This is a genomic window from Paenibacillus sp. J22R56, assembly GCF_056269375.1.
In genome coordinates, this window is the sequence record NZ_JBWDNV010000004.1 from 331,643 (window position 1) to 349,776 (window position 18,134).

The window sequence follows — 18,134 nt, forward strand, 5'->3', positions numbered from 1 at the left end:
ATAACCTGCTGAAAAAATGCAACCTCCATCACTGATCGCCCGTAATAGGCTTAGGCAATCTTAATAAATCCTATGTTTGCGAATGAAGGGATGGATGACATGTTTAATCGTTTATTGGCCAGTATTGGAATTGGTTCCGCCAAGCTCGATACACTTCTGGAGAAGTCGCAATATGTACCTGGTGAAGAGGTTCGTGGTGTAGTCAATATTCGAGGAGGCAGCGTTGCACAAAACATAGACACGATACAATTATCGGTCATGACTGAATACATCCGTGAAAATAATGATCATAAAGTTAGAGCGCATGGGGAGATTGGACGTTTCCATGTCAGCGCTCCATTCACTTTGCAGGCTGGGGAGACAAAAGAGGTACCGTTCTCGTTCCGTCTGCCGTATCAAACGCCACTTACCATCGGCCGTGCGCCAGTCTGGGTGAAGACGGAGCTGGATGTACGCGGAGGTGTGGATCCAGGAGATAACGATCGAATTGATGTACTGCCAACAAGCGGTATTAATACGGTGCTTCATGCTCTCGATTTGCTCGGGTTCCGTCTACGGAATGCCGAATGCGAATATTCTCCTCGCCACGGCGGCGGGATGCCGTTCGTGCAGGAATTTGAGTTTGTGCCAACAAGCCAGTTCCGCGGCCAGCTGGATGAGCTGGAAGTGATGTTCTTCTCTTCGGATCGTGAGCTTGAGCTGCTGCTCCAGGTTGACCGGAGAGCTCGCGGGCTAGGCGGGCTGTTCGCAGAGGCGCTTGATATGGATGAGACGTTCGTACGCTGCAGATTTACCGAAGAGCAGCTGCAGGCGGGGCCGGCAGGGATTGCCCGTCAGTTGTCTGATCTGATCGCCAGGACCATTTAGTTCGGGTGAGAGGTTGAGCTGGTCCGAGATGCTTCGAGAGGGGCGTCTCGGGCTTTTTTATGTTTTTTATGCGTGGTGATGGGAGCTTGGCAGGTTAAATCTTGGCTAATTTAAGGTTTGTGGCATAATAAAGGGAAAGAAGTTCATGAAGGGGAAGTTGGTATGACGATTGGAGCGCGAGTGCTCAAGACAGGGATGGCCGTTGCCTTAGCCATTTACATAAGTGGATTGTTTGGATTTGCATCACCGCTTATTACAACGGTCGCTGCAATTCTAACGATTCAGCCGTCTATTTATCGCTCGTGGCAGCAGGTACTGGATCAGCTTCAGACCAATCTGCTTGGCGCCGTGATGGCGCTGGCTGCTATGAAGCTGTTTGGGCAAACGCCAATTGCTGTTGGACTTGTATGTATTCTTGTTATTTTAGTAAGTATCAGATTGAAGATGGAGACGACCATTGGCGTTACGCTCGTAACCGTTGTGGCGATTATGGAGGCTCATGGTCAGGGGATTACGTTGGCGCTTGAGCGATTTTTGATGGTTTTAGCGGGGATGGGGGCAGCATTCGTCGTTAATGTACTTGTGTTTCCACCTCGTCCGAGACGGCAGTTCACCGAGCAGGGGAATCATGCGTTCACCCAGATGTCGCTGCTGCTCCGAACGGCTATTTCGAATGAGATGAAGGAGCAAGTATACCGGAAGGAAAAAGAGAAGCTGCACAAAACGCTGCGCAAGCTCGAGGACAGCTATAATCTGTTCGAAGAAGAGCGCAAGGTGCTCGCAAGAGCGAAGAGAAGTCATGCACGGCAGCTTCTCGTCTCCAAGCAGATGATTAGAGCGCTGCAGAAGGGCTCGGATCTGCTGGAGGTAGTGGAGGAGCATTATTTCTCCTCACCAAAGGCCGGGGATTGGGCAGTCCGGTTCGACCGTCAGATTGAAGATTTGACGAAGTACCATGAATCCATTGTGTTGAAGCTCGAGAATAAAATGAAGCCAAACATCTCTATGGAACCTGGTGAGGAGCGGGAAGCGCGCCTTGTTGCCGACCTCACGGACTATATCCGGGAAGACCCGGATGAGCATAAGCGGCTGATCTTCGTCGCCTCCGCGCTGTTCGAATACGCCTACCATCTGCGCCGGCTGGAGAAGCTCGTTGATCACACGCAGCGCACCCCCGGTCTAGGCGAAGCAGAAGAACGCAGAGGCACAGACCAAGCAGAGAAGCCTGCTGCGATAAGGGAATAGACTAACCTGTCGCGGCAGACGACTGAGGCGCCGCAGCCAATAAGTCGCAAACACCGTGTTACAGTGGGTTGAACGTGTGAATGCGTGGGCGATCCGGACTTTGCAGGTGCTGATGGGTTAGGGTTCTTATGATCTTAACGATGCGCCGCATCGTTTAAGGACACGAAATCATTGGTTAGTTATTGTCTTAACGATGTGCGACATCGTTAAGGTATAAGAAATTGGCCGTGAGACGGCGAAAAGTAGGGTAATGAGCAAGCTTAACGATGCGCCGCATCGTTAAGGGCTCGAAATCATGAGTTAGTTGATGCCTTAACGATGTGCGACATCGTTAAGCGTTCAGTTAGACGGTCGGCTGGCAACTAGCCGAACACAAAAATGGCCCCCTCAATAATGAGGGAGGCCATTTTTGTGTGTTGTGCAGCTAAGGGGAGGGGTAGAGGGAATGTATCTCCTGAAGAAGCGGAGCGTCTGCCTTTGCCCATGAAAAATCTCATAAGAGATTACATTCAATTTTTACATGGGCAACAGCAGTCGAAGGAGGTACAATCCCGGCGCCCTGACCACGAGCTGCAGCCCCCACATGGTCGGCTGGCAACTAGCCGAACACAAAAATGGCCCCCTCAAAATAATGAGGGAGGCCATTTTTGTGTGTTGTGCAGCTAGAAAAGGGGTAGAGGGAGTGTATCTCCTGAAGAAGAAGAGCGTCTGCCTTTGTGTACACTTTGCAACATTTGAATGTTGTTCAAGCAAAGTGTACACAACAGCAGTCAAAGGAGTTACATTCCCGTCACCCCGACCCCCAGCTGCATACGCCCCACACCAACCATAAACTAGGAATCCGTCTTATTACTCCCTTTATGGCGCCGAGGATGCTGCATATGAGCTTCCGGATCATGATCGCCATCTTTGGAAATCAATCGAGGATCGGTACGGCCCTCATGGTGGTTGTCGAAGTCAAGCTCGACAAGCTCCCATTCGGTCGTTCCGGCCTGCGGATCGGCAGGGAATACGGCTCCGCGTTCAAGCTTTTCTACGCGGCCTAATTCATTTTTATAAACACCGGACACCTCAACATGCTCGCCCGACATTGGATCCATTTCATTATGCTGATGCTCTTGCTCGCTCATGGCCACTCGTCCTTCCCTTAGCTTATAATCCGTGCTTCGGCACTGCGGCTGTATCTGCTTCGGACTGTTTTTGGCTAGCCTTCTGCTTACCTTGACCAGTGCGGTCGGCTAATGATTGCGCCTTGCTAGCTTCGACTTGTTTATGGGACGGCCATTCACCTGACATGCTGCCATCCTCCTTTCAGCAATTAATCCTTTAGCAGTTTGCCACGAAAGGAGGCTTTGTATGAGCAGGCAGGAGCAAGAGGAACAAATTACAGCTTAATTCACGTGATAACGGGATTCGATCTTCTTGCCGCCGAACCACATGATAATAATAACGGCACAAGTAACGAAGATGCGCCATGGCTCCTCGCGGAAGCTGCCGATATTGAAGCTGATGAGTGAAATGCTTAGAATCATAACCGCTTTGCCAAGCACAGTCGCAAGGACAAACGTACGGAATGGGATCTTACTGAACCCAGAGACAATATTAATAATGGAAGACGGGGAGAACGGGAAGCAGGCCAGCAGAAAAAGCGGCGTGAACCCCTTTTGATCTACCCATTTGAAGAACCTCTCCGTCTTAGGGAATCTCCGCTCAATTTTGGCTTTTACATTCTTCCCAAGCTTTCGGCTGATTAGAAATACACAAATCGCTCCAATGGATACCCCGACCCAGGAAAGCAGAAAGCCCAGCCATAAGCCGAATATATTCGCGTTTGCTGCGACAATAACGACCAAGGGAAGGAAGGGCAGGAACGATTCGAGAAGAGGCAGCAATATACCGGGGAATATCCCGAATTGCGAATAGCTCTCCAGCGTCCGCTGCAAATGCTCAAGATCCAGACTTCTCATCTGGACATACAGCTTCTCCATACTTTCCATCATATACATTGTTGAATACAACCCCACTCCACCCTTTGCGGGAAAATAATTCGAACTTGTTATCCACTTTTACCAATCAACTTGGATGACGGGATTATGAGATACAGAAAGGCTATACCTCCAAATAACGCGGCACTAACCCAGATGACTGAGCTTGTGCTGAAGCTAGCGGCAATAAGACCGCCTGCAACAGGACCAACCATGCCGCCAATACCCTCCACCGTTGCGAGCAGTCCCCAGCCCAAACCTTCCTGGTTCGGAGGCACGAAGGAAGCAAGCAAAGCATTCCAAGCTGGAAGAATCGCTGCATAAGATAACCCGAGTATAACCACAATAACTAAACAATACCAAAATGGAAGCCGCGATGCCAACAAAGACAAGCCGATCCCAAATATGGCGAAGCCAATGATTAGAAACCAGTGCTTCCCGCCAAGCTTGTCCGACAAGCGGCCCATCGGAATCAGTCCCGCAGCTGCGCATACACCTCCTGCAGTCAGCAAGAGAGAATATTGCGTTCCAGCTAGTCCTAGCCCTTTCTCTGCAAAGCTGGGGAGGACAGGAACAAGCATGCTGGCGCCTGCTGTCTGCATGATCATTCCGGGCAGAATCATACGCATAGCTTTTATACGTTCTATTAAGGTCGATAGTTGCCGATTTAACGGCATAGCTTGAACCGAAGGCTCATCCGATCTTTTGCTGCTGATGAAGAACGCCAAGAACGCTCCGATAACCGACAGGATAAGAAGCAGAAAGTACGTCTTGTTCAAATAGTAGTCGAGCAAAATATTGCACACAATGGGTCCAGAGCCTAGTCCCACAAGCCAGACGGTATACAGAAATCCGATCTGCGTCGCCCGATTGTCCTTGGATACCTTCGTCAGACAGACGATCCAAATCGGTGAAATACCAATCCCATAGAGGGCTGCAGCCATAATGAACAGCCAAGGCACAGTGGCAAAAGGAATCAGAAACACTCCGATAAGCGACACGAACAGGCCTGTCCGTATGACAAATCGAATAGAGAAGCGGTCCAGCAAATACCCAAAAATCAATTTGAGCAGAGTATCTGTCAGATAGTGAGCTGTAATCGCAAGGCCAATTATATCTAGCGACAGGTGAAGAACCTTCGCCCCATAAATGGGGAGCAGGCTGATCAGCACCGCGCCCCGCACGAATTCAACGATAAACAATATAACAGAGATAAGCCGCATCTCCGCTCCAAGCCATGTCAAACGCATCCCAATCTTGTTCACTTGTGGTCAAGCCCCTTTGCAAATTCTCCCTTAACTATAGCGTTGACCAAATTTTGTATTCCAACCGCATTCTTGCAAAATATGATGAGCAATCGTGTCCGCTGCCGCATCTTCTGTCTGCAGGAGTTGAACAGCAAGCTTGCTGTGCTGCAACTGCTGGGGATCATTAACCAACTGTATAATCACATCTGCTAATTCTTCTGGATCGCTGGCAATACGGGCAGCGCCCTTGTCTTGCAGATAACGAGCGTTACGCTTCTCTTGACCAGGAACAGGACGATAAAGGAATAAAGGCAGGCCTGCACTAATCGCTTCTGCAATGGTCACGCCGCCAGGCTTTGAGACGAGGCAGGTGGCTAGAGCCATAAGCTCATAAATTTGCTCTACATAGCCGAATAGGTGAAGGCGTTCTGCTGCCTCATGCTGCATGAATCGGCTTGCTATGGCGGCCTGCAGCAGGCTGTTACGGCCGCAGACGAGAGCAATCTGTACATCGGGGTGGCGTTCCAGCAGCAGGGCACAGAGCTCATCACAGTCCGGCATAACACCTTGTGCGCCTGGCATGAGCAAAACGACCGGTTTATCCGGCTGTAGACCGTATTTGGCATAGAGCTCCGTTGTGGGATTCGGACAGCAGAAGCCGCGTTTCAGTGGAATGCCGCTGACAGTTACGCGTTCCGGACGGATACCAAGTGTACCTAGCTCTTGCTTCAGATCATCGGTAGCGACAAAATACCGGTCAATGCCGGGATGCACCCAGCGGCGATGAAGGTCAAAGTCGGTAATAACGGTGTAGGCAGGTATGGATGTTTGCGGCAGGACTTTCTTTTTGAGGCGGCGGCGATGAAGGGCAGGAAGAGCAAAGGAGGGAAAGGTATGAATCACCGCATCGGGCTGTTCTTTTTGGAGGAGCTTTCTTATTTTGTCGCGGCCAAAGGAGTGTAGAAACCCTCCAAACAAGGAGTTATGCTTCATCGGACGAGTAACCCCGTATACCCAGCCATATAGATGGGGGATATGCGTATAACTTTTCATATACACACGTTTTGTCATTTCGTTAAGCCAAGGATGGGATTCGGCCATCAGATCGACCATGACAGTCCGGTGATTCCCCTGTTCCTCCAGTGCGTCACGAATAGCTTTAGCGGCCTGCAAATGTCCTTCTCCGTACGATGCGTACAGAATTAACACCTTAGGCTGATGGCTGTTGTTATATCGGACCAATGAACGCACACCTCCTGCCGCAAGTATAGCGGACCAATGTCAACGCATTGTGATGATGTTGGTTCCCTCATGTTAATTTTGTATAATGGGACATGTATCCAAAATTTAATCTGAGATTTTCCTGGTTCGTTCATTCGGCATGGGGAAAACTCACTAATGGGAGTGAGACGGGACAATGAAGTATACCTATCTTGGTCAGTCAGGCCTTCGTGTAAGCCGGTTGTGTTTGGGAACGATGAATTTTGGTGTGGACACAGATGAGAAGGAAGCATTCCGCATTATGGACGCGGCACTTGATGCCGGCATTAATTTTATTGATACAGCAAATATTTATGGCTGGGGAGAGAATTCCGGCCGTACAGAAGAAATTATCGGGCGCTGGTTCGCACAAGGCGGAGGACGTCGTGAGAAAACAGTGCTCGCTACCAAAGTATACGGCGACATGCATGATCCTTATGACGGTCCAAACCGTGATGCAGGTCTTTCTGCCTATAAAATTCGCCGTCATCTGGAAGGTTCGCTTCGCCGTCTTCAAACGGATCATATCGAGCTGTACCAAATGCATCACGTAGATCGGAATGTGAACTGGAATGAGCTGTGGGGGGCATTCGAGACAGCTGTTCATCAAGGGAAAATCGGTTATGTAGGCGCCAGTAACTTTGCAGGCTGGGATATTGCAGTGGCGCAAGGCGAGGCAAAGGCAAAAGGCGTTCTTGGTCTTGTATCCGAGCAGCATAAATACAACCTGCTCTGCCGTCTGCCGGAGCTGGAAGTACTGCCGGCTTCGAAGGCGCTTGGTCTTGGTGTCATTCCATGGAGCCCATTGGATGGCGGATTGCTGTCTGGTGGTCATCGCCGCGGTAGTTCGGGAAGACGTAGTGGTGAGAAGAACGAACGCTTTGGACAGGTAAAAGATCAACTGGATGCTTACGGGGCTTTATGTGATGAGCTGGGTGAAACGGAGGATCTCGTATCACTGGCTTGGCTGCTGGCCAATCCGGCGGTTACAGCTCCAATTATCGGGGTACGTACGCTTGAGCAGTTCGAACGTTCGCTTCGTGCTGTAGAGCTGACGCTTGATGAGTCGACACTGAAACGTATCGATGAAATTTTCCCTGGCCCAGGCGGAGACGCGCCGAAAGCCTACGCTTGGTAATTACTCGCAAGCGGTAAGCCTCCGGCGCGCCGAGGGTTTACATATTTAAAATTCTCACCATCGAAGGACGGCACAGCCGTTTCACCTTGTTAGATCAAAATGTTAAATAAGACAGGGTCCTTATTCAGTTCAACGAACTGGAAGCCCTTCTTCTGCATTCGCCCGATGAGCGGAGCATAATCTTCGCGCTGTTTGAGCTCAATGCCAACAAGTGCCGGTCCATTGTCTTTATTATGCTTCTTCGTGTACTCGAAACGGGTAATGTCATCGTTTGGTCCAAGGACATCATCAAGGAATTCTCGGAGCGCTCCAGCTCGCTGTGGAAAGCTAAGCATGAAATAATGCTTCAGCCCTTCATAGATGAGCGAGCGCTCCTTGATTTCCTGCATCCGGTCAATATCGTTGTTGCCGCCGCTGATGACGCAGACAACAGTCTTGCCCGCAATTTCTTCACGCATCAGATCAAGCGCAGCGATCGGCAGTGCTCCAGCAGGTTCAGCAACAATCGCGTTCTCGTTGTACAGATCAAGCAGGGTTGTACAAACTTTGCCTTCAGGTACGATGACGACATCATCAAGCAGCTCACGGCAGATGGCAAAGGTCAGGTCGCCGATCCGCTTAACGGCAGCACCATCTACGAATTTGTCTATATGCTCGAGCGGCGTTACTTGACCAGCATCAAGGGATTCACGGAGTGAAGGAGCACCTTCAGGCTCAATGCCAATGACTTTTGTCTGAGGTGATACGGTCTTCACATACGAAGCGACACCTGCTGCAAGCCCGCCTCCGCCAACGGAAGTGAGCACATAATCAGGAACCGTTTCAGCAGCTTCCATTAATTCTTGGCCAACGGTTCCGTTGCCTGCGATGATCTTCGGATCGTCGAATGGATGGATGAAGGCCGTGCCGCTATGCTGACTTTCGGCAATAGCCTCTGCATAGGCATCATCAAATGTATCACCGGTAAGGATAACTTCTACGAATTCGCCGCCAAAGAAGGAAACTTGGTTCACCTTCTGGCGTGGAGTTGTGCTTGGCATATAGATTTTACCCTGCACGCCTAGTGCCTGACAGGAATAAGCAACTCCTTGCGCATGATTGCCTGCACTCGCGCAGACAACACCTGCTGCGAGACGTTCAGGCGGCAAAGAGCGCATGAGATGGTAAGCGCCGCGGATTTTGAACGAACGGACAATTTGCAGATCCTCACGCTTTAGCAGGACATTGCAGCCGTAACGCTCGGAGAGCACACGGTTATATTGTAAAGGAGTGCGGGTAATAACATCCTTAAGATGCATTTGTGCATGGACGATATCTTCGAGCCCAATCTTGGTGGAATAGGATGATTGAAATTCCATAATAAGTCACCTCGTTAATAGTCGCGATTCGACAAACATTGATGATTCATTATAGCACTAACTTTGTTTTTATGTAGGGGAAAAGGAGGAAGCCCTGTATGCGTTGGTTGAAATGGTTTGTGGTTATTATCCTGCTGTTTGCTCTCATCCTTGCGGGGGCAGGTCTCTGGCTTAAATCTTACGTCGCTCCTACGGAGAAGCTTGATTTGGCGTATACTCAGGTATCGATTAAGGATAAGGCGATCGAGATGGTGCAGAAGCTGAAGCCGGAAATTGTGCTGTCGGAAGCTGACGTGAACAATCTGATCAAGAGCCAATTACAAGGTGGTCATTCGGAGTCGCTGCCTCCGGATATGACGCTGGACGGAGCACGTTTTGAGCTTAGCGGCAACAAGCTGCTTGCCCATTTGAATATGACTTATCGCAATATCCTGCCGCTAGGGATGCTTGCTACCTATAAAATGACATGGAAGTCTCCAAATCTTATTCTCGAGCCCCAATCTCTTACGGTCAAAGACTATGATCTGGGGCGTGATCGATTAGACAGAATTGTAGTCCCGATTGAGCTGCCGAGTATTATTAGCGTTCGAGATATGCAGTTTTTAGATGATCAGATGATCATCAAACTTCAGCTCCATTTGTAAATAACCTTCGCTTGAGCGGCGAAGGTTTTTATTTTACATATAGAATGCATAATACTCATATTGAACTTGTCAGAATTTATTCATATAATTTAGTAAAAACGTTACAGTAAGGGAATATAACGTGGACAAAAAAATAGTGGATGTAGCGAAACGAGCAGGCGTATCTGCCGCTACCGTATCGCGTGTGCTGAATGAGAGCAGTCTTGTATCGGAGAAAACGAAAGTAAAGGTGCTCAAAGCTATTGAGGAGATGGACTATCATCCTAATGCGGCGGCCAAGCATCTGCGTTCCCAAAAGACGATGACACTGGGTATTATCGTACCGGATATTAACGTGTCTTATTTCTCTGAGATTATTAAAGGTATTGAGAACAAAGCTTATGCTCATAAATACAAAGTCCTTATTTGTGACTCGGATAATCAGATCGAGAAGGAAATGGAGTATTTGGACCTGCTGCCGGACCGTACGGTCGACGGTATGGTTCTTGTTACACCGCGAGTAAGTGATGACACGATCCAGGAGTATGTGAAGAAGGGATATGTCATTGGCGTCGTTGGACGTGCAGTTGTACATGATGAAATACTAAGCTGCAAGACAGATAACGTAAAGTTCTCGACTGAGGCGGTAAGTCATTTGGTCAAGCAGGGGCATCAGCAAATTGCCTACATAGGCGGCTATTCCGATTCGCTTGAGAACTATGAGCGGATGGAAGGGTATATGAAGGCACTCAAGGATGGGAAGATTCCGTTCCTGCCTTCCTTGATTGATAACGGTGACTTCGAGGAGACCGGCGGTTATCAGGCGTTCTGTCGATTAAGAGATCGAAACCAATCGTTCACTGCGGTCTATGCAGCTAATGATGAGATGGCGCTTGGTGTCTATCGCGCTTGCCGGGAAAAAGGGATTCGAATCCCGGAAGACATGGCTGTTGTTGGCGTCGATAACAACCGGATTACGGAATACTTGCTGCCAGCTCTTAGTACCGTGGAGCAGCCGAAATACGAGATGGGTTCCCAATTGACCGAGATGCTAATCAATCAGATGCACGGCAATGATAACAGTCCGCAGAAAAAGCATGTGATACACTCCAAGTTAATCATTCGGGAATCATCTAGTTACCTGCGTGAGTAAAGGTTAATAGCTTACTGCTACAGAAAGAGGGCTGCCGATGGCAGTCCTTTTTATCTTTTTCTATCCGGCCTACTGTCTACGTCTACCATCTACTCTCTGCTGTTCGGTGCTATGTTGGATGATGTACAGTGAAATTCGCTCAGGGGTAGCAGAACCATCTCTACATTGGATTTGATTCCAGTAGAAATTGTACATGAAGGCTCAAACCGGGGGTTGAAGGATCATTCTGCTGTATGAAATCCAATCTAAAGGCTCCGTTTAGCGGCTATTGCGAAATTGAGTGGATGAAATCCAATGTAGAGCGGGGGGGACTTAGGCTTATTGGATAAAATGCTGTGTAATGATGTGCGGCATGTAATCGATCATTTTGCCGCTAAATTTGACTTGTTTACTGTGAATTATGCCCCATTTTGCTTTGCTTCTGAGAACGATTTCACAAACATGATGAACAGCAACGCATAACAATGCAGGGCTAAATCTCCTGAAAACCCTTGATTCTACGCGGTTTTCGGGATTTTCACGAAAAATATCGGAAAAACTCTGAAATAAATGATTGAAATCGATTTCAGTCCATGCTAATATCGGTGTATATAAGTCAGGCAAAAAGAAAGTGATGTAAATGAATGATAGCAAGATCATTGACGTAGCAAATCGAGCGAAAGTATCCGTAGCAACAGTATCAAGAGTGCTGAATCGAAGCGAATTGGTCAGTGAGAAGACGAAGAAGCGGGTGATCGAAGCCATTCAGGAGATGAACTACACTCCGAATGCGATGGCCAAGAACCTGCGATCGAAGAAAACGATGAAGATCGGCGTCGTCGTCTCGGACATTGAAGTTTCTTATTTCGCTGAGATTATTAAAGGCATCGAGAATATGGCGAATTCTCTCGACTACAACGTCATCATCTGCGATGCGCAGAACAAGAAGCAGAAGGAACTCGAGTATGTTTCGCTGCTGCAGAACCGCACCGTGGACGGTATGATCTTCGTTACCCCCGAGATGACAAACAAAGAAATCATCGGGCTGGTGGAGGATGGCTACAGTGTTGGCGTGATCGGGAGGAATATCGAGCATGAACTAATCCCATGCGCGTTTACGGATAACGTGAAGCTTGCAAGGGAAGTTGTGAATCATCTGATTGAGCAGGGACATGAGAAGATCGCGTTCCTTAGCGGATATGCAGATGCGATTGACAGCTACGAACGTCTTGAAGGGTATATGAAAGCGCTTCGAGATGCAGGAATGCCTTTTGTACCTGATCTTATCGACAATGGGGATTTTAATGAAGATGGCGGCTACCTCAGCTTCATGAGGCTGCGCGAGAAGAATGCAGACTTTACGGCAATCTTTACGGCTAACGATGAGATGGCATTAGGCGTGTATAAAGCATGCAAGCAGCTATCGATTCAGGTGCCGCAGCATTTGGCCATCGTAGGTGTCGATAATATTAGGCTCACGAAATACATTACGCCGCGTCTGAGCACAGTTGATCAGCCGAAATACACAATGGGAGCTCTGCTCACCGAGAAGCTGATTGATCAGATGAACAACAATGTGTTTAAGGACAAACGGATTTTCAAAGTAGAATCCAAGCTGCTCATTCGGGAATCCTCGGTCTTTAATCGTATCCGTACGAATGACGGTCAAGAAGCAACGCATTAACTATTTTCACGAGGCAAAAAGAAATCGATTACATTTTCAGTTTATTTTGATGTCACGGAGGAATGTCGGTATGAAAGGTTTTTTCCAGGAGCTCGTCCGGAATAAGATTTTGTTCCTTATGATTGCGCCTGCCTTGTTATTCTTCGTAGTCTTCTCCTACGCTCCGATGGTTGGCGTGTATTACGCCTTCACCCGGTTCAGCTTTGACGGAGGATTGTTCGGAGGCGAATTTATTGGTCTCAAAAACTTCGAGTTTCTATTCAACTCGGGCGTACTGTGGAATCTGACGAAGAATACGGTTCTCTACAATATTGCCTTCATTATCATCAGTAACGTTCTGCAGCTAGCTTGTGCAATCTTCCTTGCCGAACTTCCGGGCAAATGGTTCAAGAAATCGACGCAGTCGATTATGTTCCTGCCTTTCTTCGTATCTTTCGTACTAGTAGGGGCTTTCGTATTTAACCTCTTCTCGAACAGCGGTGTAATCAATACGATGCTGACGTCGATGGGCCTTCAAACGTATGACTTCTACATGCACACGGCACCTTGGAAATACATTATCGTCTTCTTCCATGTGTGGAAGGGACTTGGCTACGGTACAGTCATCTATCTGGCAGCGATTATGAGTGTCAGCGATGAATACCACGAAGCAGCTAAGATTGATGGCGCGAACATTTTCAAGCGCATCCAACATATAACGATTCCGCTGCTTATTCCGACATTCATCCTGCTCATCCTGCTTAGCTTGGGCGGTATCCTGAAAGGACAGTTCGACCTGTTCTATCAAATTATCGGTAACAACGGTATGCTCTACAACTCGACGGACATTATCGATACATACGTTTATCGTTCACTCGCGGTTAACTTCGATATCGGTATGGGTACAGCAGCCGGCCTTTATCAATCACTCTTTGGGTTCGTGTTAATTCTTGTGGTTAACTATATTATTCGGAAGGTGCAGAAAGACTACGCACTGTTCTAGAAGGGGGATCGACATAAATGAAAATGGAAAAAGCAACAGTCGTCTTTAATATCATTGGTTACGTGTTGATTACCATCTTGACAGTGCTGTGCCTGCTGCCATTCGTTCTAATTGTCTCCGGCTCTTTTACGCCGGAGATAGAGATTGTGAAAGCGGGCTTTAAGCTGATACCGGAAACATTCTCTCTGGATGCTTATAAGGCAGCTTTCAGTAATCCGAAGCAAATCTTTGACGGCTACCGTGTCACGATTATGATCACTGTCATTGGTACCGTAGTAGGTTTGTTCCTGACTTCAATGGGCGGATTCGTTCTTTCGCGCAAAGATTTCAAATACCGGGATCAGCTTTCATTCTTCATCTACTTCACGACGCTGTTCAGCGGTGGCCTTATTCCATGGTACATCCTGATTACGAAGCACTTGGATTTGAAAGATACTTATCTGGCACTTATTCTCCCATCGCTCCTTAGCGCTTGGAACATTATCTTGATGAAGAACTTCATGAAATCGATACCGGATTCGATCGTTGAATCGGCCAAGATTGATGGAGCAGGCGAATTTACGATTTTCCTGAAGCTGATCCTTCCGCTTTCGGGCCCTGGTCTTGCCACAATCGGTTTGTTCATGTCTCTTGGTTATTGGAATGACTGGTTCCTGGCGAATCTGTTTATTACAAGTGAGTCGCATTACCCGCTGCAATTCCTGCTGTACAAAATCTTGGCAAGTGCAGCCGTTCTGAAGACGAACGTTGCAGGCAACTTGTCGCCGGACTTCCAACCACCGGCAGAGACGCTCAAGATGGCAGCAGCCGTTATCGCAACTGGTCCTATCGTATTCTTGTATCCGTTCGTACAGCGGTTCTTCGTTAAGGGCCTCACAATCGGCGCGGTAAAAGGTTAGTACCGGCTTTAAGCCGGCTGACATATAGGCGTACCAAATAAAAGGAGGAGTCATTACCATGAAAAAGATAAAAACGATGGGCACGCTGCTCGTATCGACAGCTGTGATGGCTAGCATGCTCGCAGCATGCGGTTCCAACAATTCCAACAACACGAATGCAAGTTCAAACACAGGTACAGAAGCAAGTGCAAACACGGGTTCCAACAAGGCTGATGCAAAAGCACCGGACACTTCGAAAAAGGTTGAATTAGTCTGGTATCTGCTCGGCGATCCTGCAAAAGATCAAGCAAAGGTTACTGCTGAGCTTAACAAAATGCTCGAGAAAGATCTGAACACAACGATTAAGCTGAACTTTACAACTTGGACAGACTGGCAGACGAAATACAACCTGCTTCTTGCTTCCGGAGAGAAAGTTGATATGCTCTTCGCATCCTCGTGGGCGGATTTCTATAAATTCGCGAACCAAGGTGCGTTCATGCCTCTGAATGATCTCTTGCCAACTTACGCTCCTACAACTTGGAGCAGTGTATCCGAGCAAGACTGGAAAGAAGCAACAGTTAACGATAAAATCTACGCGGTTCCAGCAACTTATCCGGAATATACACCAGATGGCCTTGTATACCGTGAGGACTGGAGAAAAGAGCTTGGTCTTCCTGAGATTAAAGACCTTGCTTCCATCGAGGCTTACCTCGAAGGCGTAAAGAAATCCAAGAACGTAACGCCAATCAATGGCAAAGCATACAACGAAATCTTTACCATGTTCAAATCTTATGAAGGCTTCCAACAAATCGGCGGCGACAGCGGCGTCATCGTATCGAAATCATATGATACTCCTCGTGATATCGTAGCTTATCCATTCACTCCAGAGTTTGAGGAGTGGGCGAAAACAATGAAAACTTGGGCACAAAAAGGCTTCTGGAAATCCGATACGCTGTCGGACCAAAAAGAAGCTGGTGACGCAATTAAAACAGGTCAAGGCGCTGCATACTGGCGTAATGCTCCAGGCGCAGGGGGCTTCATTACAGGTCTGCAATCTTCGAACCCTGAAATTACAATGGGCTACTTCCCGTTCAGCCGTTTCAAAAACCTGACAATGCCTACACTGTCGGTTAACAATGCAATGGCGATTCCGAAAAGCGCACCAAATGCAGAACGTTCCCTGATGGTATTGGACAAACTGCGTAACGATCCGAAGTACTATGACCTGATTAACTACGGTCTTGAAGGTACTCACTACTCGATGGACGCTGATGGCAAACACATCGTTACACCTCCTGCAGGCGTAGCTGCTAAAGGCTTTATCGGCTATGATATTGCAACTTGGGGCTTGCGCGTAGAGTCGATGGAACGTAAGAAACAAGCTGGCGGCTGGGAAGGCTTTGACGCTTTGCTGGAAGAATTCAAATCGCAAAGCAAACCAAACATCTTCGCTCAAGTTATCATGGACTACAATCCGGTTAAATCGCAGCAAGCTGCTGTAAACTCGGTTATCCAGCAGTACGGCATGCCTCTGATGATGGGTCTTGTTCCAGACGTGGATAAGGCGATCGCGACTTACCGCAAACAGCTTGAAGCGGCTGGCGTGAATGAGGTACTGAAATATGTTCAAGAGCAAGCAAACGCTTCTTTTGATGCACAAGGAATAAAGTAATAGGCTTTGTATGACCAAGGGGGATGTGTGACCTGTGCGTAGGGCGAGAAGTCCGTGCGCATTCGTCCTCATCCCCTTTTTATTTTGAGAATAGAGATAGGAGAGACATCATGCTGAAAACAACTTTAACGTTAGAAACGATTAACGGCGTGAACATTCCGTTCCAGAATGGGATGCCTGTGCCTTCCTTTGAACCACAAACAAGAGCGAAGATCGCTTTGAATGGGGAGTGGCTGAAACGCCGCCTGGCTATGGATCATGATTTCTCAATGGCACCACGTGGTGCTGACTGGCTGGCTGAGCTTGAACAGCGGGAAGGGGAGTATGTAGGCGAGGCTTCTACAGCGCAATGGCAGAAGCACGCAATACCTTCACCGGAAAATACCTTGACTGGATTGCCGGAAGCGAACGCAGCTGAAACGTATGAAGACGGCGTTTGGTACCGCAGAACGTTCACGGTTGCGAGTAAAAATGAAGGATATGCCTACACGCTCAAGGCGCTTGGTATTAGCTATGTTGCAGATATTTGGCTGAATGGGCAATGGATCGGCAATCACGAGGGCGGATTTACTCCGTTTGCCTTCGATATTACAAACTTGCTCCGCGCAGGTGATAACGAGATTCGGATTCGCGTTGATAACCCGCCATGGGGCAGCAGAGTCGATACCATTCCTGCCGTTGCGGGTACAGATTTCTTCAATTACACCGGTATTATTCATGATCTCTATATTGAGTTAACGCCTAATGCTGCGATTGTTCGGGCAGATATTATCCCGCAAGACGTGCAGGGCAAGTTGGACGTGAAGGTTGTCTTGCATAACCGTGGGAACGATGCGGTGCAGGTGGGACTAAACGGCAGCTTACTTGAAGCCGATCCGGAAGCACCGAATTTCCTTAGTTCGCCGCTGGCTTCCACGCTGACCGGCGTGACGGCGGTTACGGACCAGCCCATGACAAGTGAACTGCTGCTTCAGCCGGGCGAGGTGAGAGTTGTACGGTTCGAAGTAACGGTAGAGAACCCGAAGCTGTGGTCGGTATGGCAGCCGAATCTGTATGTTGCGACGTTTACATTGACGTCTGTTGGTACAAACCTGCTGGCACAGGATATGTTCAGCACCCAGTTTGGTATTCGGACGGTGGGTACGGATAAGACAAAAATTTTGCTGAATGAACAATCCATCTTCTTGGCTGGTATTGCTCGCCATGAAGAATGGCCGGATACAGGCCGGACAGCAGCGTGGAATCGGATCCGGGAAGACCTGGAACAGATCAGAGCTCTGAACGTCAACATGGTAAGAACGGGGCATTATCCGAACCATGTCTACACGTATTTGCTTCTGGACCGGATGGGACTGCTTGCGATGAGCGAAATTCCGCTATGGCAGTTCGAGACCGAGCATTACGAAGCACAGGCTGAGAAACGTCTCGCCGATCAAATGTGGCGGGAGATGGTATTTTCCCAGTACAACCGCCCATCCGTCATCATGTGGAGTACACAAAATGAATCGAAGGATGTATGGCTGCGCCTCGCTTATAACGAGCGTCTTGCAGCGGATCTGAGAGAGAACTACAACGATGGACGTCTGCTGACGCAAAGCTCGGCGGCCGATCAGCCAGGCCCGCATGATCCGTCGATGGCTCCGTTGGATGTAGCAGCATGGACAATGTACTTTGGTATTTTCCACGGCGGCACGTATTACGAAGGTACAAAGCAGTTCCTTGAAGAGGCTCATCGCATTTTCCCCGACAAGCCGATTCTGAATACGGAATTTGGGAACTGGTCCTCTGGCGGTAATGAAGGGGAGCAGGTTGTTACTTATGAAGAGACGATGCGAGCTTTGATGGAGCAAGGGACGGTCAATGCAGAAGGACAAGTGAATCCGGATGGTTATGTAGCGGGGATCGACTTCTGGATTGTGTATGACTGGTATGTGAACCACAATAACTGGATCGACACCTTTGGCATTATTCATATGGATCGCAAGACCGAGAAGCCGGTAGCTTCGCTCATACGCCGTGATTACGGAGTTATTACCCAGCAATATTTATAAGCTAGAGGAGGA

At 48.5% G+C, this 18,134-nt stretch carries 16 protein-coding genes; 10 read left to right on the top strand and 6 right to left on the bottom strand.

The window, feature by feature from the left end; translation table 11 throughout:
- The first annotated feature begins 90 nt into the window (after positions 1-90).
- Both AC0YNT_RS12210 and AC0YNT_RS12215 read left to right on the top strand, forming a co-directional pair.
- Positions 91-867 carry a sporulation protein gene (locus AC0YNT_RS12210; RefSeq protein WP_475804804.1) on the top strand — a complete coding sequence of 259 codons (777 nt, stop codon included), beginning with the start codon at positions 91-93 and terminating at the stop codon, positions 865-867.
- Between the two features lie 162 nt (positions 868-1,029).
- Positions 1,030-2,112 (top strand): FUSC family protein, encoded by a 1,083-nt coding sequence (locus AC0YNT_RS12215; RefSeq protein WP_475804805.1) that lies wholly within the window; start codon positions 1,030-1,032, stop codon positions 2,110-2,112.
- 833 nt (positions 2,113-2,945) lie between these two features.
- On the opposite strand, the gene AC0YNT_RS12220 is transcribed toward AC0YNT_RS12215, so the two are convergent.
- The 5 genes from AC0YNT_RS12220 to AC0YNT_RS12240 all read right to left on the bottom strand — a co-directional run bounded on the left by AC0YNT_RS12220 (position 2,946) and on the right by AC0YNT_RS12240 (position 6,586).
- Positions 2,946-3,242 (bottom strand): transposase, encoded by a 297-nt coding sequence (locus AC0YNT_RS12220; protein WP_167278457.1) that lies wholly within the window; start codon positions 3,240-3,242, stop codon positions 2,946-2,948.
- 22 nt (positions 3,243-3,264) lie between these two features.
- On the bottom strand, positions 3,265-3,408 hold the full coding sequence (locus tag AC0YNT_RS12225; protein ID WP_441893121.1) for a hypothetical protein: 144 nt from the start codon (positions 3,406-3,408) through the stop codon (positions 3,265-3,267).
- Positions 3,409-3,503: 95 nt separating this feature from the next.
- Positions 3,504-4,130 carry a TVP38/TMEM64 family protein gene (locus AC0YNT_RS12230; protein ID WP_475804806.1) on the bottom strand — a complete coding sequence of 209 codons (627 nt, stop codon included), beginning with the start codon at positions 4,128-4,130 and terminating at the stop codon, positions 3,504-3,506.
- Between the two features lie 38 nt (positions 4,131-4,168).
- The gene (locus AC0YNT_RS12235; protein WP_475804807.1) at positions 4,169-5,362 is read right to left on the bottom strand and encodes an MFS transporter; all 1,194 of its coding nucleotides are present in this window, start codon (positions 5,360-5,362) and stop codon (positions 4,169-4,171) included.
- Positions 5,363-5,392: 30 nt separating this feature from the next.
- Positions 5,393-6,586, bottom strand: coding sequence for a diglucosyl diacylglycerol synthase (locus tag AC0YNT_RS12240; protein ID WP_475804808.1), 1,194 nt, complete (start codon positions 6,584-6,586; stop codon positions 5,393-5,395).
- Between the two features lie 175 nt (positions 6,587-6,761).
- Here AC0YNT_RS12240 and AC0YNT_RS12245 point away from each other — a divergent pair, with 175 nt between their 5' ends.
- Entirely contained in the window at positions 6,762-7,742 is a 981-nt protein-coding gene (locus AC0YNT_RS12245) for an aldo/keto reductase (protein ID WP_475804809.1), read from the top strand.
- An 89-nt stretch (positions 7,743-7,831) separates the two neighbouring features.
- Here the strand turns inward: AC0YNT_RS12245 and ilvA are convergent, their stop codons facing one another.
- Complete coding sequence (ilvA, locus tag AC0YNT_RS12250) at positions 7,832-9,100, bottom strand: threonine ammonia-lyase IlvA (protein ID WP_475804810.1); 1,269 nt, start codon at positions 9,098-9,100, stop codon at positions 7,832-7,834.
- Positions 9,101-9,198: 98 nt separating this feature from the next.
- Here ilvA and AC0YNT_RS12255 point away from each other — a divergent pair, with 98 nt between their 5' ends.
- The 7 genes from AC0YNT_RS12255 to AC0YNT_RS12285 all read left to right on the top strand — a co-directional run bounded on the left by AC0YNT_RS12255 (position 9,199) and on the right by AC0YNT_RS12285 (position 18,122).
- The gene (locus tag AC0YNT_RS12255; RefSeq protein WP_475804811.1) at positions 9,199-9,744 is read left to right on the top strand and encodes a hypothetical protein; all 546 of its coding nucleotides are present in this window, start codon (positions 9,199-9,201) and stop codon (positions 9,742-9,744) included.
- Positions 9,745-9,865: 121 nt separating this feature from the next.
- Positions 9,866-10,876, top strand: a complete 1,011-nt coding sequence (locus AC0YNT_RS12260) for a LacI family DNA-binding transcriptional regulator (RefSeq protein ID WP_475804812.1) — start codon at positions 9,866-9,868, stop codon at positions 10,874-10,876.
- Between the two features lie 619 nt (positions 10,877-11,495).
- The gene (locus AC0YNT_RS12265; protein ID WP_475804813.1) at positions 11,496-12,539 is read left to right on the top strand and encodes a LacI family DNA-binding transcriptional regulator; all 1,044 of its coding nucleotides are present in this window, start codon (positions 11,496-11,498) and stop codon (positions 12,537-12,539) included.
- A gap of 70 nt (positions 12,540-12,609) precedes the next feature.
- Positions 12,610-13,521 carry an ABC transporter permease gene (locus AC0YNT_RS12270; RefSeq protein ID WP_167278465.1) on the top strand — a complete coding sequence of 304 codons (912 nt, stop codon included), beginning with the start codon at positions 12,610-12,612 and terminating at the stop codon, positions 13,519-13,521.
- Between the two features lie 17 nt (positions 13,522-13,538).
- Positions 13,539-14,420, top strand: a complete 882-nt coding sequence (locus tag AC0YNT_RS12275) for a carbohydrate ABC transporter permease (RefSeq protein ID WP_441893140.1) — start codon at positions 13,539-13,541, stop codon at positions 14,418-14,420.
- A gap of 58 nt (positions 14,421-14,478) precedes the next feature.
- The gene (locus AC0YNT_RS12280) at positions 14,479-16,071 is read left to right on the top strand and encodes an extracellular solute-binding protein (protein WP_475804814.1); all 1,593 of its coding nucleotides are present in this window, start codon (positions 14,479-14,481) and stop codon (positions 16,069-16,071) included.
- Between the two features lie 110 nt (positions 16,072-16,181).
- Positions 16,182-18,122 (top strand): glycoside hydrolase family 2 TIM barrel-domain containing protein, encoded by a 1,941-nt coding sequence (locus AC0YNT_RS12285; RefSeq protein WP_475804815.1) that lies wholly within the window; start codon positions 16,182-16,184, stop codon positions 18,120-18,122.
- Positions 18,123-18,134: the final 12 nt, after the last annotated feature.